24 protein-coding genes are annotated in these 26,093 nt (G+C 50.8%); 12 read left to right on the forward strand and 12 right to left on the reverse strand.

Going from position 1 to position 26,093, the window contains the following annotated elements; translation table 11 throughout:
• Positions 1-130: 130 nt before the first annotated feature.
• The 4 genes from AN963_RS01660 to AN963_RS01675 all read left to right on the forward strand — a co-directional run bounded on the left by AN963_RS01660 (position 131) and on the right by AN963_RS01675 (position 4,570).
• Entirely contained in the window at positions 131-631 is a 501-nt protein-coding gene (locus AN963_RS01660; protein WP_055742826.1) for a YdhK family protein, read from the forward strand.
• A gap of 805 nt (positions 632-1,436) precedes the next feature.
• Complete coding sequence (locus AN963_RS01665; protein WP_055742827.1) at positions 1,437-2,768, forward strand: ABC transporter substrate-binding protein; 1,332 nt, start codon at positions 1,437-1,439, stop codon at positions 2,766-2,768.
• A gap of 42 nt (positions 2,769-2,810) precedes the next feature.
• Positions 2,811-3,737 carry a carbohydrate ABC transporter permease gene (locus AN963_RS01670; protein WP_407922536.1) on the forward strand — a complete coding sequence of 309 codons (927 nt, stop codon included), beginning with the start codon at positions 2,811-2,813 and terminating at the stop codon, positions 3,735-3,737.
• Positions 3,737-4,570 carry a carbohydrate ABC transporter permease gene (locus tag AN963_RS01675; protein WP_055742829.1) on the forward strand — a complete coding sequence of 278 codons (834 nt, stop codon included), beginning with the start codon at positions 3,737-3,739 and terminating at the stop codon, positions 4,568-4,570. The genes AN963_RS01670 and AN963_RS01675 overlap by 1 nt, the downstream gene beginning before the upstream one ends.
• Before the next feature lie 51 nt (positions 4,571-4,621).
• On the opposite strand, the gene AN963_RS01680 is transcribed toward AN963_RS01675, so the two are convergent.
• The 9 genes from AN963_RS01680 to AN963_RS01720 all read right to left on the reverse strand — a co-directional run bounded on the left by AN963_RS01680 (position 4,622) and on the right by AN963_RS01720 (position 12,916).
• Positions 4,622-5,065: a hypothetical protein gene (locus AN963_RS01680; RefSeq protein ID WP_055742830.1), complete on the reverse strand. Its 444-nt coding sequence runs from the start codon at positions 5,063-5,065 to the stop codon at positions 4,622-4,624.
• Between the two features lie 121 nt (positions 5,066-5,186).
• Positions 5,187-6,080 carry a DMT family transporter gene (locus AN963_RS01685; protein ID WP_055742831.1) on the reverse strand — a complete coding sequence of 298 codons (894 nt, stop codon included), beginning with the start codon at positions 6,078-6,080 and terminating at the stop codon, positions 5,187-5,189.
• 48 nt (positions 6,081-6,128) lie between these two features.
• Positions 6,129-7,454 (reverse strand): sodium:solute symporter family transporter, encoded by a 1,326-nt coding sequence (locus tag AN963_RS01690; protein WP_055742832.1) that lies wholly within the window; start codon positions 7,452-7,454, stop codon positions 6,129-6,131.
• Positions 7,451-8,155: a response regulator transcription factor gene (locus AN963_RS01695; protein ID WP_055742833.1), complete on the reverse strand. Its 705-nt coding sequence runs from the start codon at positions 8,153-8,155 to the stop codon at positions 7,451-7,453. The genes AN963_RS01690 and AN963_RS01695 overlap by 4 nt, the downstream gene beginning before the upstream one ends.
• Positions 8,152-8,952 (reverse strand): sensor histidine kinase, encoded by an 801-nt coding sequence (locus AN963_RS01700; RefSeq protein WP_055742834.1) that lies wholly within the window; start codon positions 8,950-8,952, stop codon positions 8,152-8,154. The genes AN963_RS01695 and AN963_RS01700 overlap by 4 nt, the downstream gene beginning before the upstream one ends.
• Before the next feature lie 98 nt (positions 8,953-9,050).
• Positions 9,051-10,040: an ABC transporter ATP-binding protein gene (locus AN963_RS01705; RefSeq protein ID WP_055742835.1), complete on the reverse strand. Its 990-nt coding sequence runs from the start codon at positions 10,038-10,040 to the stop codon at positions 9,051-9,053.
• Positions 10,041-10,044: 4 nt separating this feature from the next.
• Positions 10,045-11,067 carry an ABC transporter ATP-binding protein gene (locus AN963_RS01710; protein WP_055742836.1) on the reverse strand — a complete coding sequence of 341 codons (1,023 nt, stop codon included), beginning with the start codon at positions 11,065-11,067 and terminating at the stop codon, positions 10,045-10,047.
• A gap of 12 nt (positions 11,068-11,079) precedes the next feature.
• Complete coding sequence (gene nikB, locus AN963_RS01715; protein ID WP_055742837.1) at positions 11,080-12,000, reverse strand: nickel ABC transporter permease; 921 nt, start codon at positions 11,998-12,000, stop codon at positions 11,080-11,082.
• A gap of 13 nt (positions 12,001-12,013) precedes the next feature.
• A complete protein-coding gene (locus AN963_RS01720; RefSeq protein WP_055742838.1) occupies positions 12,014-12,916 on the reverse strand; it encodes an ABC transporter permease in 903 nt (300 codons plus the stop codon).
• A 184-nt stretch (positions 12,917-13,100) separates the two neighbouring features.
• Between AN963_RS01720 and AN963_RS01725 the strand changes: the two genes are divergently transcribed.
• The 3 genes from AN963_RS01725 to AN963_RS01735 are packed head-to-tail and all read left to right on the forward strand — an operon-like array spanning position 13,101 to position 16,846.
• The gene (locus AN963_RS01725; protein ID WP_055744411.1) at positions 13,101-14,345 is read left to right on the forward strand and encodes an amidohydrolase; all 1,245 of its coding nucleotides are present in this window, start codon (positions 13,101-13,103) and stop codon (positions 14,343-14,345) included.
• A 6-nt stretch (positions 14,346-14,351) separates the two neighbouring features.
• The gene (locus AN963_RS01730; protein ID WP_055742839.1) at positions 14,352-15,572 is read left to right on the forward strand and encodes an amidohydrolase; all 1,221 of its coding nucleotides are present in this window, start codon (positions 14,352-14,354) and stop codon (positions 15,570-15,572) included.
• A 53-nt stretch (positions 15,573-15,625) separates the two neighbouring features.
• The gene (locus AN963_RS01735) at positions 15,626-16,846 is read left to right on the forward strand and encodes an amidohydrolase family protein (RefSeq protein WP_055742840.1); all 1,221 of its coding nucleotides are present in this window, start codon (positions 15,626-15,628) and stop codon (positions 16,844-16,846) included.
• Positions 16,847-17,028: 182 nt separating this feature from the next.
• Here AN963_RS01735 and AN963_RS01740 read toward each other — a convergent pair whose 3' ends face one another.
• Positions 17,029-17,646: a TetR/AcrR family transcriptional regulator gene (locus AN963_RS01740; protein WP_407922527.1), complete on the reverse strand. Its 618-nt coding sequence runs from the start codon at positions 17,644-17,646 to the stop codon at positions 17,029-17,031.
• Between the two features lie 217 nt (positions 17,647-17,863).
• Between AN963_RS01740 and AN963_RS01745 the strand changes: the two genes are divergently transcribed.
• The 3 genes from AN963_RS01745 to kynB are packed head-to-tail and all read left to right on the forward strand — an operon-like array spanning position 17,864 to position 20,577.
• Positions 17,864-19,060, forward strand: a complete 1,197-nt coding sequence (locus AN963_RS01745; protein ID WP_055742841.1) for an aminotransferase-like domain-containing protein — start codon at positions 17,864-17,866, stop codon at positions 19,058-19,060.
• 20 nt (positions 19,061-19,080) lie between these two features.
• A complete protein-coding gene (kynA, locus tag AN963_RS01750; protein ID WP_055742842.1) occupies positions 19,081-19,941 on the forward strand; it encodes a tryptophan 2,3-dioxygenase in 861 nt (286 codons plus the stop codon).
• Between the two features lie 12 nt (positions 19,942-19,953).
• A complete protein-coding gene (gene kynB / locus AN963_RS01755) occupies positions 19,954-20,577 on the forward strand; it encodes an arylformamidase (protein WP_055742843.1) in 624 nt (207 codons plus the stop codon).
• A 127-nt stretch (positions 20,578-20,704) separates the two neighbouring features.
• Here the strand turns inward: kynB and AN963_RS01760 are convergent, their stop codons facing one another.
• On the reverse strand, positions 20,705-21,952 hold the full coding sequence (locus AN963_RS01760; protein ID WP_055742844.1) for an amidohydrolase family protein: 1,248 nt from the start codon (positions 21,950-21,952) through the stop codon (positions 20,705-20,707).
• 286 nt (positions 21,953-22,238) lie between these two features.
• Between AN963_RS01760 and AN963_RS01765 the strand changes: the two genes are divergently transcribed.
• Positions 22,239-23,705 (forward strand): amidohydrolase family protein, encoded by a 1,467-nt coding sequence (locus AN963_RS01765; RefSeq protein ID WP_055742845.1) that lies wholly within the window; start codon positions 22,239-22,241, stop codon positions 23,703-23,705.
• A 151-nt stretch (positions 23,706-23,856) separates the two neighbouring features.
• Positions 23,857-24,636, forward strand: coding sequence for an alpha/beta hydrolase (locus AN963_RS01770; protein WP_055742846.1), 780 nt, complete (start codon positions 23,857-23,859; stop codon positions 24,634-24,636).
• 67 nt (positions 24,637-24,703) lie between these two features.
• Here AN963_RS01770 and AN963_RS01775 read toward each other — a convergent pair whose 3' ends face one another.
• Positions 24,704-25,876 (reverse strand): MFS transporter, encoded by a 1,173-nt coding sequence (locus AN963_RS01775; protein ID WP_236707926.1) that lies wholly within the window; start codon positions 25,874-25,876, stop codon positions 24,704-24,706.
• Between the last annotated feature and the right edge of the window lie 217 nt (positions 25,877-26,093).

Raw genomic sequence — 26,093 nt, forward strand, 5'->3', positions numbered from 1 at the left:
GTAGAATAGCAGGTAGTGCAGAGGGAACCCCGACAATCCGTGCACAAGAATGACGGAGCGAATTTGGACTTGTTCGTCTCTATGTGTATACTGTTCATGTGGACAACTATGAATCCGGAGGTGTATTTGAATGAAAAAGCTGCGACTGATTACGTTGATGCTCGTTGCCGTGATAGGCCTTTCAGCCTGTGGTTCGGGTACAGCTGAGGTCCCTAAAGACGTAAAAAATGTACAAAACGCAACCTACCCAGTAGGAAGCGAAGTGATTATCAAAGCTGACCATAAGCCTGGCATGCAAGGGGCGAAAGGCAAAGTAGTGGCAGCTTACGAAACGACGGCTTATGCGGTTACTTATACGCCTACGACAGGCGGAGCACCAGTGACCAATCATAAATGGATCATTCACGAGGAAATCAAGAGTCACGTCAAAAAGCCGTATGCTCCTGGAACGGAGGTCATCCTGAAAGCGGATCATGAGAAAGGGATGATGGATGCCTCAGCAAAAATTGACTCGGCAGAAACGACGACTGTGTACATGGTCGATTACACCCCGACAACGGGTGGCGGGGAAGTCAAGAATCATAAATGGGTGATCGAAAGCGAGATCGAGCCCGCGCCTGCGAAGAAGTAATTCTTGATTGGAAACAAGCATAAAAGGATAGCTCTATCATACAGCGGCAGTTTCGGACTTTTCTTCGTCCTGACTGCCGCTTTTTTATACTACCGGAAAGTACAGGGGGAGTATAAATTCCTTGGGAAAAAAAGATGAGTTTATTAACATAGCTTGGGTGGGGAGAAGCAGGTTTCCGATCTGCGCTCCGGCCTACACCCTGCATAGGGGGAATAGACTGTCCGCTCCACAACGATTCACGGGGAAGCGGTAAAGTAGTAGTTGCTACGCAGGGAATACAGAGGTACCGCTTCTTAATCCCGTGAATTCGTTGTTCCGCTAAGTAGGGTTCCGGAGTCGCTCCGCCTGGAAGCCTGCTTCTCCTGCGAGCTGTAGTGGTTTCTAGCCACCGGGTATTACGAGGTTCAAGGGAGCAAAAGCTTACTTTCCCAATCGTTGCGCTTCGAAGGATATGGGTTAATCAAGTGAAAAACGAAGACATCCAATATGTCCGTTCGACGTGTCACGGGAGCGATTGAATTAGGAGAACCAAGATTTCATTCTGCAAAGGTATTGTCTCACGAAGGGTTTTTCTCAAAAAACTCCTATAAAGCTGGAGCGTTTTCCCCTTTTTCCTCCCCTCCACTACAGTCCGACCTAGTGGATAAAAGGAAGCGGATGTATTCCCCGCGTTTTTCTTATGTGTGATCCAACAACTGGTAAAGAAAGTGAAAGAATAGGTAAATATATTGAAACTCACTATTCTGAATATTTAGTACAATGCTAACACACTGGCATTCATCCGTAGATTAGAGGGGGTTCGTGTATGAAAGTCTCCAAATGGTTGTCCGCTGTCCTAAGTCTGGTTCTATCAGGTGGGCTCATCGCTGGGTGTAGTCAGCCTGCGAGCAATCCGCCTGCTTCTTCATCAGGAGGTACCGGGCAAGCGGGACAGACTATCACGCTGAAGATGGTGGAGAGTATCACCAGTCCGCAGAGAACGGAGCTACTCAAGGAAATGCTCGCCAAGTTCGAAGCGAAAAATCCGGGCATCAAGGTGGACTTGATTTCACCCCCATTTGAAGGAGCCGATCAGAAAATCACGCAGATGCTGATGGCCAAAGAAGCGCTCGATGTGCTGGAAGTGCGCGAATTCAATGCGAAGCAGTTTTCTATGAACGGCTTTATCGAAAATCTGAAGCCGTACACGGATAAGTGGAAAAATTACGACCAGCTCACGGATATCGCCAAACGCCGTGCTACGTGGGTGGACAACACGCCGTATTACATCCCGAACGGCTTGTATCAGCGCGTCTTGTTTTACCGGACGGATTGGTTGAAAGAAGCTGGCCTGGAAGTTCCGAAAACGTGGGAGGAGCTGCTCGTAGCTGCGAAAAAACTGACAGATCCGGCAAAAAATCGCTTTGGCTACAGCTTCCGGGGTGGGCCGACTGGCTGGGATTATGCGTTGATCACTATATGGGCTTACAATGGCACGCAAGTCGACCCTGCCTCCGCCTTTTTCTTGAAGGATGGACGCACCGTGTTTTCGACTCCCGAATCGCTCGAAGCACTTACGTTCTACAAACAGCTATACAAGGAGGCGTCGCCAGCGGATTCCGTCAGCTGGGGCTTCCAGGAGATGGTGCAGGGCTTCGTCTCGGGGTCAACAGCTTTTCTGATCCAGGACCCGGACGTGATTGACGGGGCCAAGGAAAAAATGAAAGAAGGCACGTGGGCGACAGCACCTCTTCCGATAGGACCGTCCGGGGTAGCGCAGCAGGTAGTCGGCGGACCAGGCTGGGGTATGACCGCTTACTCCCAGCACAAGGAAGAGGCGTGGAAGCTGATCGAATTTCTCTCCGATCCCGAACAGAGTACCACCTACGCCAAGCGCACCTCGGTCATTCCGGTCGTCAAAAGTGCAGCGGAAGACGAGTTTTACAAGACGGGTTATTTCAAACCGTTTATTGATATGAATGCGCAAGGTCAGACCTACATCGATGTCTCCAGACCCGTCGACTACAAAGGCTGGGGAGCATGGCAAAGCGCGGCAGACAAAGATATCCAGAGCTATTTGCTCGACAAGATCTCGGCTGAAGACCTGCTGAAACAGTGGGATCAATACTGGACCAAAGAAAAAGCCGAGCGGAAATAGCGGAGGGAGGGTGCCTGCGTGCAATCGGAGAAACCAGTCGTCATGGCGAACAAGAGGGTGGCAACGGAGCTCAAAAAGCCGTTTCGGCTAAAGGGGGAAGGCATGTTCATTTTTCTGTGCCTTCTCCCGGCCCTGCTGTTCGTAGCTGTTTTTACGTACTATCCGCTACTTCGCGGAGTCGTCATGTCCTTTCAGAACTACACGCTATTTGATTTGCTGAACATTCATTTCATCGGACTGGACAACTTTGCGGGCGTCGTGACGAGCCCTGATTTCCCCAGAGTGGCGATGAACAGCTTTTTCTGGGTGGTATGCTCGCTGTTTTTCCAGCTTCTGTTTGGATTGGTGCTCGCCTTGCTGATGCGGCGACGATTTCGCGGCAGAGGACTCTATCAGGCGTTCGTCTTTTTTCCTTGGGCGATGTCCGGATTTCTGATTGGGCTGATCTGGCGCTGGATGTTCAATGCCCAGTTTGGCGTCATCAATGACTTGCTGCTGAAGACAGGCATCATTGATGCACCCATCCCTTTTTTGGCGGACGGAAAATGGGCCATGGCTGCTGTGATCATGGCGAATATCTGGTATGGGGTTGCCTTCTTTGCCATCATGATTCTCGCCGCGCTGCAATCGATCCCGGAGGAGCTGTACGAAGCGGCTGCGATGGATGGAGCCGGGCGATTTCAACAGCTGTGGAGCGTCACGCTGCCGTACATCCTGCCTACCATGCTGGTGACGATTTTGCTGCGCGTCATCTGGATACTGAACTTCCCTGATATCATTTACTCGATGACGAGCGGGGGGCCGGCCGGTTCGACGCATATATTTGCCACGTTCATGATCGAAAAGGTCATTTTCGGACAGGATTACGGTCAAGCCTCTGCCATCGGGGTCATCATCGTACTGATTTTACTCTTGTTCACCGTATTTTACGTCAAAGCGACTCGCGTTGAGAAGGGAGGTGACTTCTGATGGAACGAGACAATGTTTGGTGGAAGACAGGCAGGGTCGTCGTGCTCGGGGGGTTCCTGGCGTTCGCGATCTTTCCGTTGTACTGGATTGTCATCACATCACTCAAAGGACAGCAGGAAATCTTTGCGCTGCCGATCCGCTATTGGCCGGAAAAGACGACATTTCTCAACTACATCGAGATTTTTCGTATTTCCCACTTTCAGGTGTATATCTGGAACAGCTTTCTCGTATCGTTGGTTGCCTCAGCAGTGGTTGTCATGATCGCCATGCTGGGCGGATATGTGCTTGCTCGCTTTTCCTTTCGGGGCAAACGGCAGGTGATGCTCGGGTTTTTGATCACCCAGATGATCCCCATGTTTATCGGAATGGCGCCATTGTACGTGATGATGTCACGCATGCACATCCTCAACAGCCTGGCATCGCTCATGCTCGTCTACACGGTCATGCTGATTCCGTTTTGCACCATCATCATGTCAGGGTTTTTTCAGCGGATTCCTACTGCCTTGGAGGAAGCGGCAATGATGGATGGATGCTCGCGGTTCAGTGCGTTGTTTCGAGTCATCGTACCGATCATGCTCCCGGGAATAGCCGCCACCTTTATCTTTGCTTTTGTGCAATGCTGGAATGAGCTGATCATGGCAGTCCTGTTCATCGATGAAGAGTCGGTCAAGACGATACCGGTAGCCATGAACGCCTTTATCAAGAAGTACGACATTGAGTGGGGAGCCATGTCGGCGGCCACTGTGTTATCCGTCATTCCGACGATGCTGCTGTTTGCTTTCTGCCAGAAATATTTGGTGGAGGGTCTAACGCAGGGGGCTGTGAAAGGGTAATGAAAGTAGAAAAGAGCACGTTCCTTTATTCAAAAGGAAGTGCTCTTTCTTTTATCGAGCTAGCTCTATCCGCACGACTGTCTCCTTATGGGAAGGAAGCTTCTCCAGCTCGACAATGCGCCAATTTGGGGAGAGCGTCGTATGTACGGCGGCTAGTGCGTCGTCCGCCAGCCGGATCTGATCCAGCGCGGTTTCTTGTACGGCGTAATCTGTCTCGGCGGAAAGTCCGTAGCGCTTGTTCAGCAGGAATTTGACGCCGTTGATCGTTGTGAATTTGATCTGATAGCCTTCGCGGATCGCCGTTTCCATCGTGAGTGGATCTTGCTGGGCGAGCTCGAACAGATCGCTGAAATCGAATCGACCATCCTCTACTTCTGCGAATGCCGTCCGATTGTCGGTACGCAGTTTATGAATGATCTCCTCGTCGACAAACCCATTGGCACGGGCTGCCTCTAGTAGCATCATTTCCCATTGTGAAAGCTTGACGGTAGACATGGAAAGCTCCTCCTCGCCTTGAATAATCTCAGTCAGTGATTCGCCAGTCATCCAGGTACTCTCTAGTATAAAGGAGTAGGAGGGGCAATCACAACTGTCATACCCAACTATTCCGATTTTATCAATGGGATAAAGAGGGGGTTTTTGATTGGTTTTGCGATTCCTTGGATGTCGTGGTCAGAGTGACGCCCGCAATAATCAGGAGAGCACCGATGAGCTGTACAGCCGTGACAGGCTTGGCCAGCAGCAATAAGCCAAACACCATGGCAATGAAAGGTTCGAGATTGGAAAACATCGCTGCCTTTGCCGCTCCGACCTTCTGCAGCTGACTATTCCAGATCAGGGTGACGATCCCATGCATCACGACAGCGGTGACAAACAGCAACAGCCAGGACGACAGCTGATGACTGACCGTAGCCAGAGGAGCACTTATGAGTACGAACGGCAGCATCGCCCCAAAGCCGATAAGATTGGAAGCCAGAGTCGTGACGAGCGGTGGAAGACGGTGACCGAGCAGACGAACGAGAATAATCGATACCGCAAAGGAGATCATGGTCAAAAAGATCCACAGAATACCGATGTCAAAATGAAGCTCCGCCCCGTTGTAAATGACAAACAGTACACCTGCGGTCCCGATGACTGATCCTAGAACCATGCGCGGGGTGAGGGATTCTTTGAGAAAAATGGCAGCCAGTAAAGCCGTGGTGACAGGTGTCAAAGCTAAAACGAGCGCAGAAGTGGTCGGATCAGCGGTGACCAGCCCTTTGTAAAATGACCACTGATTGATGAACACGCCGACGATCCCAAGTGTTCCGAGTAGCAGCCAATCCGTGCGAGTGAGAGTGGGCATGCAAAGACGCCCGCGTGACCAGATGAGCAGGAAAATGGTGATGAATAACAAGCGCAAAGCGGATAACAGCAGAGGGGAGAATTCCGCAACGAGCATTTTTCCGAAAACGAAGTTACTTCCCCAAGCGGTTACACAAAAGATGAGTAGCAAATAGGAGCGCAGCATGTGACATTCGTTCCTTCCAAAATCAGTCAGGAGCATTGGCGCGTGCTGCTAGGTACGGGTTTTCGTTCGCATATAATGCTTCCGTACACTGGCGATGCACAAGTAGACGAGCAGGACGAGGGCCGTGCTGGAAGAGGCGATCCAGATCGCTTTCATGTTGTCCACAAATGCCCTGCTGACGTACCCGCTCGCGAGCCCGGCTATTACACTGATAATAATAAAGTTGCTTGCTTTGCCTTTGGTCAGGACGATCACGATCACAGGCAAGAACAAGGAGGCGTAAATAATGCCAAAGAAAAAGAGCAAGTCGAGCAGAGTCGGCGTGAAATACATGGTAAGGCAAAAGGAAACAGCACCAATCGCAATCGCGAGGGTGTAGCCCAGACGTATTTTTTGTCGCTCACTCGCATGCGGACGAAACAGCTGATAGACATTGTTGACCATAAGGCTGATCATCGAGTGCAGACCTGCGCCAAACGCGGAGGTAATGGCCCCAAAGGAGCAGAGGACAAAGAGCACGAGCAAAAACGGCGTATCGATTTTTCTGACGAGCTCAAACAACAGCGAAAAGATATCATGAAACCCACCAGAGAAAAGGACGATGAAAATTAACGAGGAGAAAGCCAGCGGAATTGTGGCAAAGATCAGACCCGACAGGACGAAGGTAGATACCACTTTCTTATCCTCCATCATGTAGAGTCTCTGCCACGTGGCCTGATCAACAAACACTTGTCCAAAGCCGATCAGCACGCCTGTGACGATAAAGAGCAAGCCCTCGTGGTTGTTCAGCACCAGCAAATAGGGATGATACAGGCGCAGGCCGTTGAAGACGTGCTCGACACCTTTTCCGACAAAGAAGTAGACCGGGATCAGGATGGCGGTCGCAAACGTAATGATGATCTGCACATTTGCAAAGCGGTGAATGGACCGAATACCGCCAATGCCTGCAAACAGCACACAGAACACGAAAAAACAAAGCAGGCCCAACGGGATGGGCAAGCCGAACAAGATATTCAGCAGCACACCTCCCGCCATACCCTGAACAAACATGCCCTCGATACTGGTCATGAGCAGGATGGCGATCATCAACCAATAACCAAAGGGATGCAGCTTGTTTTGCATATAGTCCCCGATGGTCATGCCTCCAGAAAAATCACTCCGAACTTTACGACCGAGCCAGCCAAAGGCGATCAGAGCAAATGCCCCCATCATTGCAAAGCCAATCCCGCCGAAAATACCGTACTTGACCAATGCTTCTGGGGAGCCAAAGATGGTATTCCCCGTGACCCACCGGGCGAGGATGGAAACGACTCCTAGCCCGATGCCGATCTTGAAAGCTCCCAGGACGTATTCACGAAACGATTGATAGGTCAAGATACATTCCCCTTGTCCCGGTACTCTTTTGGTGTTTTCCCGACCACTTTTCGAAAGATCGTGCTGAAATAATGCTGGCTGTTAAAGCCTGTTCGCTCAGCAACAGTCGATATGCTCCAGTCAGGATGTCCGAGCAGAAACTTCTTGGACATCTGAATCCGGTACTGCATCAAATATTCGGAAAAGGAGACGCCGACCTCCTCGTGAAAGCGCCGACTGAGATAAGTCGGATTGATATGCACTTCAGAGGCAAGATCCGCCAGATTCAACTTCTCCGCGAATTTCTGATGAATGATGTTCATTGCGTCCGTAATGACTCGGGTGTACGCAGAGAGGGCAGGGCTTTTCTGGTATTTTTGCAAAAGCTCGACCAACTCGCTTTCGATCAGGGGCTTGGTCAAATAATCCTCCACCCCGAGCCGGATGGATTGTTTGGCATAATGAAAATCCTGATAGGCGGTGACGATGATCAACTCGATGTCACGGTGTTGGGCACGCAGCTCTTCGCCTAGTGCGAGGCCCGATTTTCCAGGGAGATTGATATCCAGAAAGGCGAGATGGAGAGGCACTTTCTGGCTGATTGCCATGGCCTGGCTGCCATCCGCTGCCTTGTAGAGATTCCATAAGGGGAACATGGGCTGTATCAAATATTCAAGCTGATCCAGCTCCAGAGGTTCGTCATCCACTAACAGCACGTTCATCCTCTCACCTCACTTTCATAGGGGTCACACATCACATAGGGCCATTCCACCAGCACCTGAGTCCCTCCGTTTTCTTGTGGGGTCAAAGAAAGCTGGGCATGATCACCAAAACATAAGTGGAGCCGGCGGCGGATGTTGTCCAGTCCGTGGCCACTTTTTTCTGGTGGGGGATCAGTAACTAATGGGAGTTCATGGAGAAGCTCATCCATGTTAGAAGAGCCGTTGTCGATAACTTCTAGCCGGACCTTGTCATCGTCCGAGCTTAATCGGATTTGCAGCACAGCTTCCCCCATTTTGCGTTCCAGTCCGTGTTTGAAGGCATTTTCGACCAAGGTCTGCAAGACAAAGGGAGGAATGCATGCCATCAGCAAATCGTCCGGGCAGTCGGTATGAATGGAGAGACGACTCCCGAAGCGCAGCTTCTGGATCTCGAGGTATTGCTCGGTATAATCGATTTCTCTTCGCAGCGAGATGAGCGGCTCTGTCGATTTGTACTTGAATTTGAGAAACTGGGACAGGACTTCCAGTGCCCGTACCAGCTCGCGGGTCCGGTTGAGCCGAGCCAGACTGAGGATGACATTCAATGTATTGAACAGAAAGTGGGGCTGGATTTGTTGGTTTAGCTGATTGTACAGCGCTTGTTGCAATTCTTTTTCCAGCTCGATCTTTACGTTTCGGTTTTCTAGGAGGTCGATTCGCTTTTCAAAAATAAACAAGAACAATAAAGCAATAGCTCCTATGATAGGAGCCAAAATGAAGAACAGAATGAGCAACGTAAACCCTTCAAAACTTATCATGAGATCCCTTCTGTACGATGTTTTCTCATTATTTACTACTACTCATCTTAGCATGAGGAAGCTGTTGCTTTTCAATTTTATCAAATTTTAATGTTTACTTACTGAACGAGATGACACGCAACCTGATGGGTCTGATGCAGGCTCGTCAAAGCAGGTACTTCTGTTTTGCAACGATCCACAGCGTACGGGCAGCGCGTATGGAAGCGGCATCCTTGCGGTGGATTAATCGGTGAAGGAACATCACCACGCAAGATGATACGTTCCTGTTTTTTGGTCACATCCGGGACAGGAATGGCGGAGAGCAACGCCTGCGTGTACGGATGCTGCGGGCTGTCAAACAATGATTTCTTGTCAGCGATTTCTACGACTTTACCCAAGTACATGACCATGACTCGATCCGAAATGTGGCGGACTACACCGAGATCATGGGAGATGAACAAGTAGGTCAGCTTGAATTGACGCTGCAGGCTCTTGAGCAAGTTGAGCACTTGCGCCTGGATGGATACGTCCAGAGCGGATACGGCTTCGTCACAAATGATCAGCTTGGGCTGCATAGCGAGAGCGCGGGCGATCCCGATCCGCTGGCGCTGACCACCACTGAACTCATGAGGGAAGCGATCGATCTGATCAGGTCTAAGACCAACGTAGCTGAGCAGCTCAATAATGCGCTCACGTCGTTTGCCCGCAGGGACGATGTTTTGGATCGCCAGTGCCTCACCGAGAATCTGGGATACAGACTGTCGTGGATTGAGGGAAGCGAAAGGATCCTGAAAGATGACCTGCAGATCTTTACGCATATCGCGCATTTGCGACTTGGACATGGCGAGCAGATCTTTGCCTTCGAACAAGACAGATCCGCTTGTCGGTTCGTCGAGGCGCAGAATGGCACGTCCGGTCGTGGATTTGCCACAGCCGGATTCTCCCACGATACTAAGCGTCTCCCCTTCGAAAATGGTAAAGCTGATATCATCTACCGCTTTTACTTGGTTGACCGTACGACCGAAAATGCCGCCTTTGATGGGAAAGTGTTGCTTGAGATTGGTTACTTGGAGCAACGGTTTTTTCTCGTGTTGAACCAGTCCTGTCATGTGTTTATACCCCCGTTTCCATAGCAGTCTTCGTTTGTCCGTCCCACTCCGGGGTGTATATCCAGCAGCGCACTTGGCTGCCATCTGCTTGCTCCAGAAGCTCAGGCAAGCGGGTCTCGCACAGCGCTGTCGCATGTGGACAGCGAGGGGCAAACCGACAACCGACAGGCATGTTGTAAGGGCTAGGAACGTTCCCTTTGATCGCCTGCAATTCTTCCACGTCTTCATCTAGACGGGGGAGGGAGTTCATTAGTCCGATCGTATACGGGTGACGAGGGTTTTCGAACAAGTTTTTCGCAGTCGTATACTCGACGACTTTCCCTGCGTACATGACGGCCACGCGATCGCAGGTTTCCGCTACGACACCCAAATCGTGAGTGATCATGATAATGCTCATGCCCAGCTCCACCTGCAGATTTTTCATCAGCTCCAGAATTTGAGCCTGGATCGTTACGTCCAGAGCAGTAGTCGGCTCGTCTGCGATGAGAATTTCAGGGCGACAAGCCAAGGCCATAGCGATCATGACCCGCTGACGCATCCCGCCGGACAGTTCATGTGGCTCTTGCGTTGCCCGTTTTTCAGGAGAAGGAATACCGACCAGCTTGAGCATTTCGACGGCCTTATCCCACGCTTCTTTGCGGCCCATGTTTTGGTGCAGACGCAGCACTTCCGCGATTTGCTCTCCTACGGTGTACACCGGATTGAGTGAAGTCATTGGCTCCTGGAAAATCATTGAGATCTCGTTGCCACGTATGGCGCGCATCTCAGACTCGGATCTTTTCAGCAAGTCCTGACCTTTAAAGAGAATCTCTCCTCCTACAATTTTTCCCGGAGGACTGGCAATCAATCGCAGAATCGAGAGGGAAGTAATACTTTTTCCACAACCTGATTCCCCTACCAGACCTAGCGTCTCTCCTTTATTCAGGGAGAAATCAACGCCGTCCACGGCCTTGCTGACACCATCGTCTGTGAAAAAGTGCGTTTGCAGATTGCGAACGTCCAGGATTTTATCTTGTTGTCCCGGCATGGTGATCCCTCCTTAGTTCAAGTCAATTCGTTTATTGAAATAGCGATACAACAAATCGACGAGCAAGTTTACGAAAACGAAAATAATAGAGGCGATGAGTACTCCGCCTTGGACAACAGGCAAGTCACGCATGCGGATGGCATCGACAATCAGACGACCCAGACCATTGATGGCAAAGACGGATTCAACGAGGACGGTACCGCCCAGCAGGTAACCGAATTGTAGACCAACGACAGTGATGATCGGGATCAGCGCGTTTTTCAGTGCGTGCTTGTAGATGATTACTTGTTCACGCAGCCCTTTTGCCTTGGCAGTGCGGATGTAGTCCTGACGTACGACATCGAGCATGCTGGAGCGAGTCATCCGTGCGACAATCGCAGCGCCACCCGTACCCAGTGTGATGGCTGGCAAAATGACGTGCTTCCACGTACCCCAACCAGCTACAGGCAAGAGATGAAGCTTGACAGAGAAGTAGTAGATCAGGCTCAGACCTAACCAGAAGCTGGGCAAGGATACCCCGAGCAAAGCGACGATCATGATAGTAATGTCAGCGGCAGAGTACTGCTTGGTAGCGGAAATGATACCAGCGATCATGCCGAGTACGATCGTGACAAAAATACTGGCGAGGGCAAGCTCGATGGTAGCAGGCAGACGAGCCATAATCTCATCGAACACGGGCAGATTCGAGCGCATGGACGTGCCCAGATCACCCGTAGCAACATCCGTTACATAATGGAAATACTGGACCATGACAGGTTGATCCAAGCCGAGCTGTGTACGAATATTGGCGATGGTTTCTGCTGAAGCACCTTCACCAGCGAGCAGAACAGCAGGGTCACCCGGAACCATTTGCATAATGAGAAATACGACCAAAATGACACCGAGCAGGACGGGAATCATCTGCAGCAAGCGACGAATTAGGTAGACTAACATTGAGCATTCCCTCCTATTGTTTCATCCGTGGGTCGAGAGCGTCCCGCAGGCCGTCTCCGAAGATGTTGAAGCCGAGAACGAGCGTCGAAATGGCGAGTCCAGGGAACATGGCGAGGTACGGAGCCGTGAACAAAAAGTCCCGTCCATTACTCAGCATTGCGCCCCATTCCGGCAAAGGAGGCTGAGCGCCCAAGCCGAGGAAGGATAGACCGGCTGCTGATAGGATCGCTGTCGCCAAGCGCATAGTAGCCTGCACGATGATCGGTGACAGAATGTTTGGAAAAATATGTTTAAAGATGATGGTAAAATCGCTGGCTCCGAGCGAACGGATCGCATCAATGTACTCCAATTTTTTCACAGTCAAGGTCGAACCACGAACGATCCGAGCGAACACGGGGATCGAAAACACACCGACGGCGATCATAACGTTGAACAGGCTCGGACCGAGTGCGCTCACAATGGCAAGCGAAAGCAGGATACCGGGGAACGCCAGTAGAACATCAATGACACGGGAGATTACGGTATCTACCCATTTGCCGTAATAGCCGGACAACAAACCAAGAATGATTCCAAAAAACGCTCCGATAAAGACGGCAACAAAACCGACGGACATGGACAAGCGTGTCCCGTACAACAAGCGACTCATCACATCGCGGCCTTTGTCATCAGTTCCCATCCAGTGCTCGGCTGAGGGTGGCTTGAGCTTGCCCACCAGATCAATTTCGTACGGATCGTGTGTGGCGATCAGTGGTGCCAGTAAGGCGATCGCGATGTAGAACACGACGATGAAGCCGCCGACCATGGCAAGTTTATTTTTGCGTAGCTTGCGGTAAAAAGTTCGCCACCTGCCTGGGCGTGCAGCCGCAGTTTTGGGTGGAATAGCTTGATTGGTTGGTGTAGCATACTCAACCTTCATGATGCAACCCTCCTTTTGCTTAGTCCAAAGTTATCAGAAAAATGTATGAAGTAAAGGCAATTTGAACAACTCGTAAAAATAGTGAAAATAGACGTAAAGATTGTGCAAATCTAGTCGCGGAGCGTGCATGATAATGGGGAAGAAAGGCATGGAGAGAGCCAAAAGCAGAGAGGATGGATGGTGGATGGGCATTACCTATTGGTTGACCAATGTTCGTTTGGAGACGGGCTATCGCCGAGATAACGGTGTCGTCAGCGGGACGGAAGCCTCATTGTTTCACATCTTGATAAAAGACGGAAAATTTGCGCGGATTGCTCCGGCAACAGAAGTGCTACAGGATGGTATCCAACAAAGGGATGCTCGTGGATTGCTCGCAATCCCGTCTTTTGTGGAAAAACACGTGCATCTGGACAAGACCTTGCTGGGCGAGGAGTGGCGGGCAGTCATTCCGGTCTCCAACATCATTGAACGCTGCGAGATCGAAAAGCGCGTGCTGCCAGGACTGCCGACGACGACGAAGGAACGTGCAGAGAATTTGCTCGCGGTACTTCTGTCGTACGGATCCACTCATGTGCGCACACATGTAGACATCTATCCGGAGGCAGGTATCTCCAATCTGGAAGAAGTCAAAAAAGCACTCACCACTTATCAGAACCTCGTCTCCCATGAGATCGTTGCGTTCCCGCAGCACGGACTGTTGCGCACGGGAGCAAAAGGCTTGCTGCGTGAGGCGTTGGCACAAGGAGCGACACATGTCGGGGGTGTAGACCCTGCAATGGTGGATGGAGATATTGAGGAATCTCTGCATCAAATGATGGAGCTGGCAGTGGAAGCCAATGCGGGAGTAGACCTGCACCTGCACGATCCAGGGCATCTGGGAACCTTCACCATGAAGCGCTTGGCTGCCATGACGATAGACGCAGGGTGGCAAGGACGAGTGGCGATCAGCCATGCGTTTGCACTCGGCGACATTCCAGCACCAGAAGCAGAAGAAATGGCGACGATCCTGCGTGAAGCAGGCATTACGATCATCACGAGTGTTCCGTACAGCCGTGTCATTCCACCGGTTCCTTTGCTGCACCAAAACGGTGTAGACGTAGCTGTGGGTTGCGACAACATCTTCGACACCTGGCAGCCGTACGGAAATGGAGACGTACTGGAGCGTTTGTGGAGATTGGCTGAGCGTTCCCGCTGGTTGGATGAGCTGTCTCTTTCCCAGTCGCTGCGTTTTATTACCGGAGGAAAAACGACGCTGGATGTGAATGGTACCCAGCTGTGGCCAGCAGTAGGTACAGACGCCAGCCTTGTACTGGTAGAGGCGAGCTGCACAGCAGAAGCTGTGGCGAGACGTGCGGATCGCAAAGCTGTATTCTTCCGTGGCAACTTGGCAGCAGGAAAGCTGGAAGAAGTGATCGCTGAGGAGGCTTGAGTCCATATGCCGTCCCCGTACTGGATCATCAATGCTCGCCTGGAGTGCGGATATGAACGGGAGCAAGGTACGATCAGCGCTACCCAGACAGAGCTATGCGATTTGCTGATTGAAAATGGAAAGATCAGCCGGATTGTTCCTTCAAGCGAGATTCTGGAAGACGGTCTCCCGAAGAAGGATGCCCGAGGGCTGCTCATTTTGCCGTCTATGGCAGAAAAGCACATCCATCTGGAAAAGACCTACTATGGTGGACCGTGGAAGGCGACTACACCGGTAAAAAACTTGTTTGAACGGCACGAAGAAGACAAGGGATTGTTACCCAAATATTTGCAGCAATCGCGACAGGGGGCGGAAAACATCCTGTCCTTGCTGGTGGAAACAGGAGTCACCCACGTACGAACGCATTGCCACGTAGACCCGCAAGTGGGACTTGGCTTTCTGGAGGGAATGCTCGGGGCTTTTGAGACGTTTTCTGGACGACTGTCTCACGAAATCGTCGCGTTTCCTCACTACGGCATGCTTCGTACAAATGCGGCCGGCAGTGTAAGAGAAGCGCTGCGTCAAGGGGCTACGCACGTGGGTGGCGTCGATCCTGGCGGGGTTGACGGAAATATAGAGAAATCGCTGCACACGATGATAGAACTGGCTGTCGAAGCAGATGCGGATATCGACATGCATCTGCATGACCCGGGTCATCTCGGTTTATTCACGATCAGGCGACTAGCGGCGTTGACGGAAGAAGCAGGCTGGCAAGGTCGCGTCACGGTCAGTCACGCAATGGGACTGGGAGAGGTGTCGGTAGATGAGGCGCAGGATATGGCACAGCAGCTAGCGTCACTCGGCATTTCTGTTGCTTCTACCGTCCCCATCAACCGTCCGACGATCCCCATTCCTTTGCTCCATAAGGCTGGTGTCGCCGTCATGCTGGGTAACGACAGCCTGACAGACAATTGGACGCCGTTTGGATCTGGGGACTTGCTTGAAAAAGCAGGACGACTCGCGGAGCGCTTTCGTCTGATCGACGAACGGTCATTATCAGTCGCGCTCGGATACGTCACAGAAGGACGTATCCCGCTCGATGATGAAGGCAATCGGATTTGGCCGTTGGTAGGAGATGAGGCCAGCTTGATGGCGGTCGAGGCTTCGTGCTCGGCAGAAGCGGTAGCGAGACGCGCTCAGCGTAGGGTCGTGTTGTATCAAGGCAACCGAGTATCCGGAACGTGGTAGGCTGCGCTCACTTACGCATCGTATATTTTTACAAAGAAAGGGTGTCAGGATAGATGTCTACAGGCTATTGGATCACCAACGTTCGCTTGGAGAGCGGGTATCGCAAGGAAAATGATAAGGTCGTTGCCACGCAGACTGAGGTAGCGCATCTTTTGATAGAGGACGGACGAATCGCACGAATCGAATACGGCGCACAAGTGCCGCAGACCGACCTTCCCAAACAGGACGCGGCTGGACTTTTGGCATTGCCGTCTTTTCGGGATATGCACATCCACATCGACAAGACGTATTACGGCGGCCCTTGGAAAGCAGTCACGCCAATCAAGACCATTTTGGATCGACTGGCGGAAGAAGCAAATCTCATGACCAAACTGTTGCCGACGGCACAAGAGCGCGCGGAAAAGATGCTAGCCCTCTTGCTCTCCTCAGGTACGACTCATGTGCGGTCTCATTGCAACATCGATCCGTATATCGGACTGAAAAATTTGGAGGCGACCCTGGCTGCCATCGAGACATTCCGCGAAAAGCTGAGCGTCGAAGTGGTCGCATTTCCTCAGCAAGGCCTGTTGCGCAGCAATCAGGTGGAAAATATTCGTGAGGCGTTGAAAATGGGTGCGACCTACGTGGGTGGTGTCGACCCGGCTACTGTGGATCAGAACATCGAAAAGTCGCTGGCTACCGTTTTTGAACTGGCAGTCGAAGCGGACGCACCGATCGACCTGCATCTGCACGATCCGGATCACTTGGGGATTTTTACCTTCAAGCGACTGGCGAAAATGACGGAGGATGCAGGCTGGAAAGGCAGAGTCACCATTAGCCACGCCAATTCGCTGGCAGACATCAGTCTGGAAGAAGCAGCAGATGTAGCCGAGATGCTTGCAGCGCAAGGTATCTCCATCACGAGCACAGTTCCGGTCGTCAAGCCGACGATTCCAATTCCATTGCTGCATGAAAAAGGCGTATCCGTCTCCCTTGGAGATGACAGCATTACCGATCACTGGTCGCCATTTGGCCAAGGAGACAGCTTGGAGAAAGCGGGACGCCTCGCCGAGCGGTTCCGCAAGCAGGACGAACTCTCCCTCTCCCAAGCGCTCGGTTTCATCACGGGTGGCAAGACACCGCTGGACAAAGAAGGCAACCGCCAATGGCCAAACGTCGGCGACGAAGCAGACATCGTCTTCCTCCACGCTGCATCCGCGGGTGAAGCCGTGGCTCGCCGCTCCAAACGTCAAGCGGTTATGTTTAAAGGCAAGGTCGTGCACGGTTCCTTGTAAGATTCTTTGTAAGAGACAGATAGGGCATCAACAAGACAATGCGATGAATTTTATATGACTAGATAAAGAAAAGGGGTGTCACCTGAAGTAGTGGAAGCTACTAGAGGGGACACCCTTTTGTTAGTTATAAAGGGGGGAATGCCGTGGACATGCTTGGATACCCCACTGAACTTCTCCCAGAACTAATAATACAGTCCCCCCGTATAAAGCGCCGTAATATTATGAACAATTTCGCTTACTGTGTGTTTATGGGTATGGTTCACAATATCCCATAAATGCGTTTCATTGAGCGAAAACCAGTTTCTCGCGACCAAATAGTTATCCAAATCTGTCCGGGCTAGTCCGTTCGTTTGGGCGTAGGCGACATCCTTTGCAATTTGTTCCACGAAGCTTTCTCTGATTTCGCTCCACTTCTCCTGTACCTTATCCGAATGGCGAATGGCTTCCACAAATACTTGCATGATCGCTTGTTCGTTGATAGCGTTTTCCAGGAATAAACGCGTTTGCATCGTAATCATGTCGATGGCTTCTTGTTTGGATGTTGGTTCAAAGCTCATTTTCGCAATCTCATAAAAGCGATTCATGACATCTTCCATCAGCACGATTAACAAGTCGTCCTTCCCGCTGAAATGAACATATGCCGTACCATAGCCGGTTTTTGCTTTTTTGATGATTTGGGAGATGGTTGCTTTTTGAAATCCATATTCAATAAATATATCGTGACCGGCAGCAAGTAATCGTTTACGGGTATTGATCGAGCGTAGATTTCTACCGTCTATATGTTCGGTGATCTTCGTCACGTATGCTCCTCTTTTCGACCATATTTCCTTTTCTATTACTGATATTACACAAATATGATAGGAAATCAAAGGCGCCAACGACGGTTAGATGGCATTACTTGACGTCATGTCACATTTATTTTATATTAATGACATCGCGTCATATTTCTAACTATCCCACTCGAAATAATATTCTCATTTTTTAAACTTTTACATAATGGAAAGGAGTGTTCAGACTATGAGCTATCGTTTTGCAGAGCGGACCAAAATGTTTAAAACCTCGGCTATCCGGGAGATTGGTGGCATGATCCAAAAAAAGGGGAAGGATGTTATCTCTTTTGCTGGAGGGAATCCGTATGAACCCTATTTCCCAAATGCAGAAATAAAACAGGCGTTTGAAAGAGTTTTTGAATCGGGAAATGCAAGTCTGCAGTACGGGCTGACAACGGGATTCATGCCATTACGGGCAGCCATTAGCGAACGGATCAAGTCCAAAGGCATCCAGGCAAAGCCGGAGGATATCTTGCTGACGACAGGGTCGCAACAATCGATCGACTTACTGAGTCGCGTGATGCTTTCACCGGGAGATGTGGTCTTGACGGAGAATCCAACGTTCTTGGCTGCGGTTCAGTCCTTTGAATCGTACGAGGCGAAAGTGGTTGCCGTAGAAGGGGACAAAGATGGGATGGACCCCGAAGATCTGGAAAGAAAAATCAAGCAATACCAGCCGAAATTCATCTATGTTGTCCCTACCTTTTCGAATCCCGATGGAAAAGTGTGGAGCGAGCAGCGACGTGTGGCTCTGCTGGAGCTGGCGTATCGATACAATACGATCATTCTAGAAGATGATCCGTATGGAGACATTCAGTTTCATGCGGAAGAAAAGTACACGCCCATCGCCGCCATGGATCATCGTAAAACGCAGGTCGTCTATACAAGCTCCTTTTCCAAGACGGTCGTCCCTTCACTGCGCATCGGGTGGGTGACGGGACCTGAACCCGTGCTCAAATATATGTCCCAGATTAAAGAGGCAGCAGATCTCATGTCGAGCCCGCTGGATCAACAAGCATTGTACTACTTGTTACGAGACATGGACCTGGATGCACATATCCGGATGCTCAGCAAAAATTACTATCAACATATGAGCATCATGCAAAATTATTTAAAAACTTTGGATCATAGCATGGTTTCCTGGGTAGAGCCCAAAGGCGGGATGTTTATCTGGGTGAAGGTACATGAGAGCATCAATGCGACCGAATTGTTGGCACAAGTCTTAGAGCATGGAGTAGCATTCATTCCCGGAGCTCCGTTTTTTGTAGAAGATCCGAAGCAAAATACGCTTCGACTGAATTTTACTCACTCCAGTCCGGAAAAAATTCAGATCGGGATGGAGCGCTTGACGTTAGCGTTCAAACAATCGGTTAAATTGGGATAAAAAAGGGGAGACCTGCGCGGATGACCAATCAATCGGGGCAACATCAGATCAATAACAGCAATGAACTGGAAAAAGACATTCATACGGATTTCGGCAAAGACATGACCTATGGTGATTATTTGCAATTGGATCGGCTGCTGGCTAGTCAAACGAGATTGTCCGATCATCATGATGAGATGCTGTTTATCGTGATTCATCAGGTGAGTGAGCTGTGGATGAAACAGATCCTGCACGAGCTGTCCGCTGCCATGGTGAGCATACAGGAGGATCAACTAGAGCCGGCTTTTAAAATGTTGTCTCGGGTATCTCGTATTCAACAGCAGCTGATCAAGTCGTGGGACGTGCTCTCTACGCTCACACCAGCTGAATACATGCAATTCCGTCACAAACTGGGTTATTCCTCCGGTTTCCAATCGTATCAAAATCGGATGATTGAGTTTATGCTCGGACACAAAAATGAGCATGTGCTTTCCGTCTATCAGCACGAGCCAGAATTGTACAGCAAGCTGAAACAATTAGTGGACGCGCCCAGTATTTATGACGCGGCCATTGCCGCCATGGCGAACCGCGGATTGCCGGTAGAAGCTGTTTGCTTGCAACGGAACTGGTCGGAGATGTACCAGCCTAACGAGAGTGTAGAGCAGGCATGGCTGACCGTGTATCGCGATGTAAACAAGTACTGGGATCTGTATGAGCTAGCTGAAAAACTGGTGGACATTGCAAGCCAGCAGCAGCAGTGGCGGTTCAATCACATGAATACCGTTGAGAGGATTATCGGGCAAAAGTCAGGAACTGGGGGATCGTCCGGGGTCAGCTACTTGAGGCGTGCACTGGATCATCGCTTTTTCCCTGAGCTATGGAGTCTGCGCACGCAATTGTAGGAGGGGCTTTCCTTGAAACGACTGATCGACATTTCACAACGACTGGATAACCACGTAGCGGGTTGGCCGGGAGATACGCCGTTTTCATTCTCCTTGGCCTGGAACCAAGCACAGAGCGGTTCTGTAAATGTAGGGAAAATCGTCATGAGTATTCATACGGGAACCCATATCGATGCGCCCTTTCATTTTGATGATGAAGGGAAGCGAGTCATCGATCTAGATCTGGAGCTATATGTCGGACCAGCGCGCGTCATTCACATTCCTGCTACGAACTCGATCGGGATTGATGATGTGAAAAACGTGAATTTGGAAGGGGTCAGCCGGCTGTTGATCCGCACTGGCGCGTGGGTGAACCGTCAGGCGTTTCCACAAAGCATTCCTTTTTTGGAACCGGAGTTGGCCGTCTATCTCGCCCAGTTCGGAGTCCGTCTCATCGGGTTAGATCTTCCTTCCGTTGATTTGCTAGATAGCAAGGAACTTCCTGCGCACCACGAGCTCACCCGCCTTGGCATTCACATATTGGAAGGGATCGTACTGGAAGACGTACAGCCAGGTGACTATGAGTTAATCGCGCTTCCCCTCCCGCTTGTCGAGGCAGATGGGAGTCCAGTGAGGGCAGTGCTGCGGGAGTTGTAAGAGGGATCCGCACTTTTAGGAGAACCATGTAGAATGAACTGTGTTGTTGCCTGATACAAAGAAAACACCGGCTTTTTGCGGTGTTTTCTTTGTAAATCAAAAGATCTATCTGTGCCGTTTTCTACCGTTACTCCCCAGCACCAATGGCTGCGTTTTCCAGCTCCCCAAGCACAATCTTCCCTTTAAACATGACAGCCGCACGTCGCGAACGTCTCGCCACCGCTTCAGCAGAGCAGCTGGCTTCTGCAAAGACGATGCTCGCCTCGTCGCCCACCATCGGCCACGCGCGTTTCCCTTCCTTGTCCAGCGTCGTTTTTCCACCCGTAATGAAAAAGAGCGACTGAACGAGAGAACGCTCATCCACCCAACGATAACGCTCAACCAGACGGTTCAGCTTCTCCAGCATGTCACCGGTTCCGTAGGGAGACCAGGAATCGTAGAAGCCATCATAGCCAAGCGCGACACGCACTCCTTTTTCATGGAGGATCGGTACAGGAGGCATCGGGCGATTGATCGGGACGGTCGTCATGATCTGCACGCCATTTTGCGCGAGGCGATCCGCCATTTCGGTGCTTTCCTCGGGGGACACGTCTCCGAGTGCAAAGGCATGACTGATCGCCATCCGATCTTGCCAGCGAGCCTCTTCGGTCAGGTCGAGAATTCGTTTGATCGTATAAAAACCGAGTGTGCCAGGATCGTGCAGGTGAATATCGACGTCAGCGTTGGCTTCTACCGCGATGTCCATCATTTCACGCAGGGAGCCTTCCAGCTCGTTATCGATGCCCGCCGGGTCCAATCCACCGACGTGAGTAGCGCCCTCGCGCATGGCTTGCCTCATCAGATCGCTCGCTTTTGTCCGCAACAGGCCTTGTTGAGGAAATGCTACGATTTCGTAGGTCATTTTGTCGCTGTAAGACTCCAGAGCTTCGCGCACTCCTTCGAGGTTTTTCAGACCAATGAAAGGATCGATGTTCACGTGTGTCCTCACGTGAGTAGCCCCGCCAGCAAGCAACCAGGAGAGCATGGCTTGCGCGCGCTGCTTGGTCGTGCCGGAAATCAGTGGCATTTCTTGTTCTTCGAATTGCAGGCGATCGATGAGTTTCTTCGGTGGCAGACACGATTTCCAGGCTGCGCCCGCATAGGTTTTGTCGAGGTGATTATGTTTTTCCACAAACGAAGGAAGAGCTAAAAGTCCATGGGCATCCTGCGTAGGCAGGGGCGTGTTCAAGGGCTGATCGGCCGATTCGATTCGAGCGATGCGTCCATCCTCAATGAGCAGGTGGGATAATTCCGTAAGAGTATGGTCGACTCCATCTGGTCCCTTTTCAAAACCGCTGTCCAAGCGTACATTTGTTAACCAAAAAGCATTCATCATGCAAAATCCGTCCCTTCATTCGTCTCATTCAAACGGGCAGTTACTTCATTATGGTCATGTTGTCACTTAAATTGTAAAGAATATTTCGAACATCTAGTTTCAGGTTCTTTACTTTTTTTTGCATGATCTTTACGTGTTGGATGAAAAAACGTTATTTTCAAAAAGTAGTAAAGATTGTGCAAATACAAGTAAAGTGAGTGCAACACATTTGCCAGAATATTTCTTACGATAGTCAGAAGAAGTCTTGGACACATAGAGGAAGAAAAAGCACGAGGGGGAGCGCTAGATGAAAACGAAAGTGACAGCCAAATATGTCATCGGTTTTGACGGGGATGACCACGTGATCATTCGAGATGGTGAAGTGGTTTATGAGAATGATACGATCCTGTTCGTCGGTCATAAGTACGAGGGGGAAACGGATGAGGTACTCGACGCTGGCAACGCGGTGGTCAGTCCGGGGTTCATCGACTTAAATGCTTTGGGAGATATCGATCACGACATCGTTCACTTGGAGGCTCCAGCCAGCAGACAAAAGAACCTGCTCTGGTCCGAACAGTACTACCGCCAAGGCTACCATGAGGTCATGACTCCTGAAGAAGAGGCGTTCAAATCCTTGTACGCCTACAGCCAGCTGATTTTAAACGGCGTGACGACAGCGATGCCGATCACATCGGTCTTTTACAAACGCTGGGCGGAGACGTACGAGGAGCTGGCAGCCGCAGCCGAGCATGCAGGACGCTTGGGCTTGCGGATGTACATGGGGCCGAGCTATCAGTCGGGGATGCGAGTAGTAAAGGCAAACGGTGAAATGGAAGTTCTGTGGAATGAAGAAGAGGGACGTGCAGGCCTGGAACGAGCGGTTCAATTCGTGAAAGATTTCGATGGTGCTTATAACGGTCTGATCCGTGGGATGCTTGCACCAGAGCGGATCGAGACACAGACGCCGGACAATTTAATCAACACCAAGCGCTACAGTGAGGAGTTAGGCTGCCCGATCCGCCTTCATGCCGCTCAAGGCAGCTTTGAATACAACGAAATGCACCGCCGACACAATCAATCCCCTGTCCAGTTCCTGCATAACTTGGGCTTTCTAGGCGAGAGAACAGCCATTCCTCATGCTCATTATGTTCCCGGATACAGTGGAGCGTCGATCGGGGAAGGAGACGACCTGGCGATGTTACAGGAGACAGGCACTACGGTGATCCACTGCCCGCTGGTGATTGGGCGTCACGGAGATGCGCTGGAGACATTTGCCCGCTACAAACGGCGCGGCATTAACATCGCGATCGGGACAGATACCTTCCCTCCTGATTTCATCCAAAACATCCGGACGGCAAGCATGTTCTCCCGCCTCTTGGAGAGAGATGTCGTAGATTCGTCTTACGCGGACATTTTCCGAGCGGCCACATTGGGTGGGGCTCGCTTCTTGGGCAGGGAGGATCTGGGGCGATTGGCTCCAGGAGCGAAAGCGGACCTGATCGTCATCGACCTGGATGGCTTTCACCTCGGACCGATCGAAGACCCGATCCGTACGTTGATCATGTCCGGCTCTGGTCGCGACGTCAAGCTGTCGATTATCGGGGGACGTGTCGTCATGAAGGACCGATTGATTCCAGGCATAGACCTGGAGGAAATCAAGGCAAGAGGGCAGCGCTACTTTGAAAAAATGAGACAAGGCTACGTAGAGAGAGACTACCAACAACTAGGGCAAGAAACGCTGTTCGCTCCTTCCTTTCGGATTCAGAAGCCGTAATCCAAAAACATAGGTAACGAAAAAACAAGCACAGCCGCGCTTCGAAAGGAGTGGCTGTGCTTGTCTTGTTATCAATCAGACTACCGTCAAAATGTTGCAAAAAAAATGGAATGGAACGTATAATAGGAATTTATTGGGGGAGGGGATCGCTGTGAAGGACCACAAATGGGTGGAGCGAAATGGGAAGCGTCTATCAGCAATGATTCACACGCCAGAAAAGGTTGAGAATCCGCCCGTTATCATTTTTTGCCACGGGTTCACGGGTGAAAAAGTAGGGGGAAATCAGTTCGTCTTGCGTCTGGCGAACACGGTAGAAGCGGCAGGCTATGCGGCTGTCCGGTTTGATTTTTCAGGCTCGGGAGAAAGTGCGGGCGAATTTGAACGTGATACCACGATCTCTGGCTGGAAAGACGATTTGCACATAGTCGTCGAGTGGGTACAGGAACAACCGGCTTTTCAAAACTCCCCGATCTACTTGCTCGGACATAGTCTAGGAGGCTGCATCGTGCTCCTCCACGATGACGCAAATCTACCAGTAGCCGGTAGAATGGCATTAGCTCCCGTGATTCACACACAGGAAAACTTTCACGATACGATCCTTGGCCCCGAGCTTTGGGCAGCGGCGGAGTCTGGAGAGAGAATCAGTCATTTTTACGGAAAAGGGATGGCCTTGCAACCTGATTTCGTTCGTGACATCATCCAGCATGGACATTCCCCATTGAAGGCTTGCCAAACCTATGACAATCCGGTGCTCTTGATTCATGGAACAGCGGATACGGCGGTACCTGCAGAAGGCTCAGAGCATTTTACCAAGGTGTATGCAGGGCCAAAAGAGCTGTACTTGATCGAGGAGGCCGACCATAGTTTCTCCCGCCAAATGGAACAGCTGCAAGAAAAAATCGTAGGATGGCTCTCAGCCCAGCACGGATAACAGGTAAGGCTTCTCGTGAAAAAGCAAGACCTTTGAGGAATATCTCAAAGGTCTGTTCGTGTTCTTTCTATTCCTTTTTTACGATGTCCGATGTACGGAGCGTCAAAGCCCAAAATAGGAGGGCCAACGCACTGACACTGGCACCAAACAGGCAAACCCCGCTCCAACCAGCGTACGCGTATATGCTAGTCGAAACGATAGAGCCCGTGGAGCTGCCGATCGAATAAAATATCATGTAACCGGCGGTAAGCCGACTTCGCGCCTCAGGACGAACGGTAAAAATCAAGCTCTGGTTGGTGACATGAACAGCTTGAACAGCCAAGTCAAGGAGAACGATGCCGATAACCAAAGCAAGCAACGAAAATTCGGTATAGCGGATGGGTAACCACGATACCAACAACAGCAACAGTGCAATGCCGGTAGTCCTTTGACCTAAGCCTCGATCAGCGAGTCGACCCGCTCTGGCTGCAGCTAGTGCTCCCACAACTCCAGCGAGACCGAATGCCCCGATTGCGGTGTGCGAAAGAGACAGGGGAGGCGAGCTGAGAGGTAGCACCAGCGAAGTCCATAGCGTACTAAAAGCAGTAAAGATCAGGAAAGCGAGCAGGGCGCGGATGCGTAGGACCCTCTCTTGCACAAAGAGCTCGAGCACCGAGCGAAGTAGCTGCGGATAGGCTAGTGAAGGTTTCTCCACTCGATAATTCGGTAGTAACCAAAATAATGCACCAGCCATGAGAAGCGTGAGCGCTGCAGAGACGAGATAGACAGAACGCCAACCGAGAAGGTCAGTGAATACACCAGCAACGGTCCTGGCGAGCAAAATCCCGATGACTACTCCACTTGTCACCTGGCCGACAATTCGTCCACGTTCGTTCGGAGCAGCCAAAGTGGACGAATACGATACGAGTACCTGCGTCACGACTGCCAGCATTCCGACAACAGCTAAGCCCGTGAACAGCACAGGGATGGTGGGAGCAAAACCCACTACAATCAGCGCTACCGCGCTAAAAAGCATCATACCTACGATAAGCAGGCGTTGATTCTGAGAATCGCCGAGTGGTACCAAAAAGAATAGGCCAAGCGCATAACAAATTTGTGTAACGGTAATTACGATGCCTACGGATGCATGGGAGATACCGAACTCGCTTGCCAGAGCGTCAAGCAACGGCTGTGCATAGTAGATATTGGAAACGGCCAAGCCGCAGGCAACTGCAAATAACAGTGCCACATAGCGTGGCATGGGAGAGACGGGGACACATTTGAGCGCCCCATCTATCTTCTCTAGATCAGCGACGCACTCGTCTGCAATGACTGCACCTCTAGGATTCATCTTCGCCATCTTTTACACTCCTTTTTCTGATGATTATGTACCGAAAAGTATAATATACTGATTGGTACAAAATGAGTTTAGAAAAATATAACTCCTGAAAACTTGGTTTGTCAACGCCGTGGAGTGT

It is taken from the genome of Brevibacillus choshinensis (genome assembly GCF_001420695.1).
Classification (GTDB): Bacteria; Bacillota; Bacilli; order Brevibacillales; family Brevibacillaceae; genus Brevibacillus; species Brevibacillus choshinensis.

Excerpts from the sequence above, each read along its gene's own strand:
- nikB (WP_055742837.1), bottom strand. The coding sequence starts at position 12,000 with ATGTTAGTCTACCTAATTCGTCGCTTGCTGCAGATGATTCCCGTCCTG.
- AN963_RS01735 (WP_055742840.1), top strand. The coding sequence starts at position 15,626 with ATGTCTACAGGCTATTGGATCACCAACGTTCGCTTGGAGAGCGGGTAT.
- AN963_RS01710 (WP_055742836.1), bottom strand. The coding sequence starts at position 11,067 with ATGCCGGGACAACAAGATAAAATCCTGGACGTTCGCAATCTGCAAACG.
- AN963_RS01675 (WP_055742829.1), top strand. The coding sequence starts at position 3,737 with ATGGAACGAGACAATGTTTGGTGGAAGACAGGCAGGGTCGTCGTGCTC.
- AN963_RS01775 (WP_236707926.1), bottom strand. The coding sequence starts at position 25,876 with ATGCCACGCTATGTGGCACTGTTATTTGCAGTTGCCTGCGGCTTGGCC.
- kynA (WP_055742842.1), top strand. The coding sequence starts at position 19,081 with ATGACCAATCAATCGGGGCAACATCAGATCAATAACAGCAATGAACTG.
- AN963_RS01685 (WP_055742831.1), bottom strand. The coding sequence starts at position 6,080 with ATGCTGCGCTCCTATTTGCTACTCATCTTTTGTGTAACCGCTTGGGGA.
- AN963_RS01700 (WP_055742834.1), bottom strand. The coding sequence starts at position 8,952 with ATGATAAGTTTTGAAGGGTTTACGTTGCTCATTCTGTTCTTCATTTTG.
- AN963_RS01720 (WP_055742838.1), bottom strand. The coding sequence starts at position 12,916 with ATGAAGGTTGAGTATGCTACACCAACCAATCAAGCTATTCCACCCAAA.
- AN963_RS01680 (WP_055742830.1), bottom strand. The coding sequence starts at position 5,065 with ATGTCTACCGTCAAGCTTTCACAATGGGAAATGATGCTACTAGAGGCA.
- AN963_RS01705 (WP_055742835.1), bottom strand. The coding sequence starts at position 10,040 with ATGACAGGACTGGTTCAACACGAGAAAAAACCGTTGCTCCAAGTAACC.
- AN963_RS01660 (WP_055742826.1), top strand. The coding sequence starts at position 131 with ATGAAAAAGCTGCGACTGATTACGTTGATGCTCGTTGCCGTGATAGGC.
- AN963_RS01745 (WP_055742841.1), top strand. The coding sequence starts at position 17,864 with ATGAGCTATCGTTTTGCAGAGCGGACCAAAATGTTTAAAACCTCGGCT.
- AN963_RS01670 (WP_407922536.1), top strand. The coding sequence starts at position 2,811 with ATGGCGAACAAGAGGGTGGCAACGGAGCTCAAAAAGCCGTTTCGGCTA.
- AN963_RS01665 (WP_055742827.1), top strand. The coding sequence starts at position 1,437 with ATGAAAGTCTCCAAATGGTTGTCCGCTGTCCTAAGTCTGGTTCTATCA.
- AN963_RS01725 (WP_055744411.1), top strand. The coding sequence starts at position 13,101 with ATGGGCATTACCTATTGGTTGACCAATGTTCGTTTGGAGACGGGCTAT.
- AN963_RS01765 (WP_055742845.1), top strand. The coding sequence starts at position 22,239 with ATGAAAACGAAAGTGACAGCCAAATATGTCATCGGTTTTGACGGGGAT.
- AN963_RS01695 (WP_055742833.1), bottom strand. The coding sequence starts at position 8,155 with ATGAACGTGCTGTTAGTGGATGACGAACCTCTGGAGCTGGATCAGCTT.
- AN963_RS01730 (WP_055742839.1), top strand. The coding sequence starts at position 14,352 with ATGCCGTCCCCGTACTGGATCATCAATGCTCGCCTGGAGTGCGGATAT.
- AN963_RS01760 (WP_055742844.1), bottom strand. The coding sequence starts at position 21,952 with ATGATGAATGCTTTTTGGTTAACAAATGTACGCTTGGACAGCGGTTTT.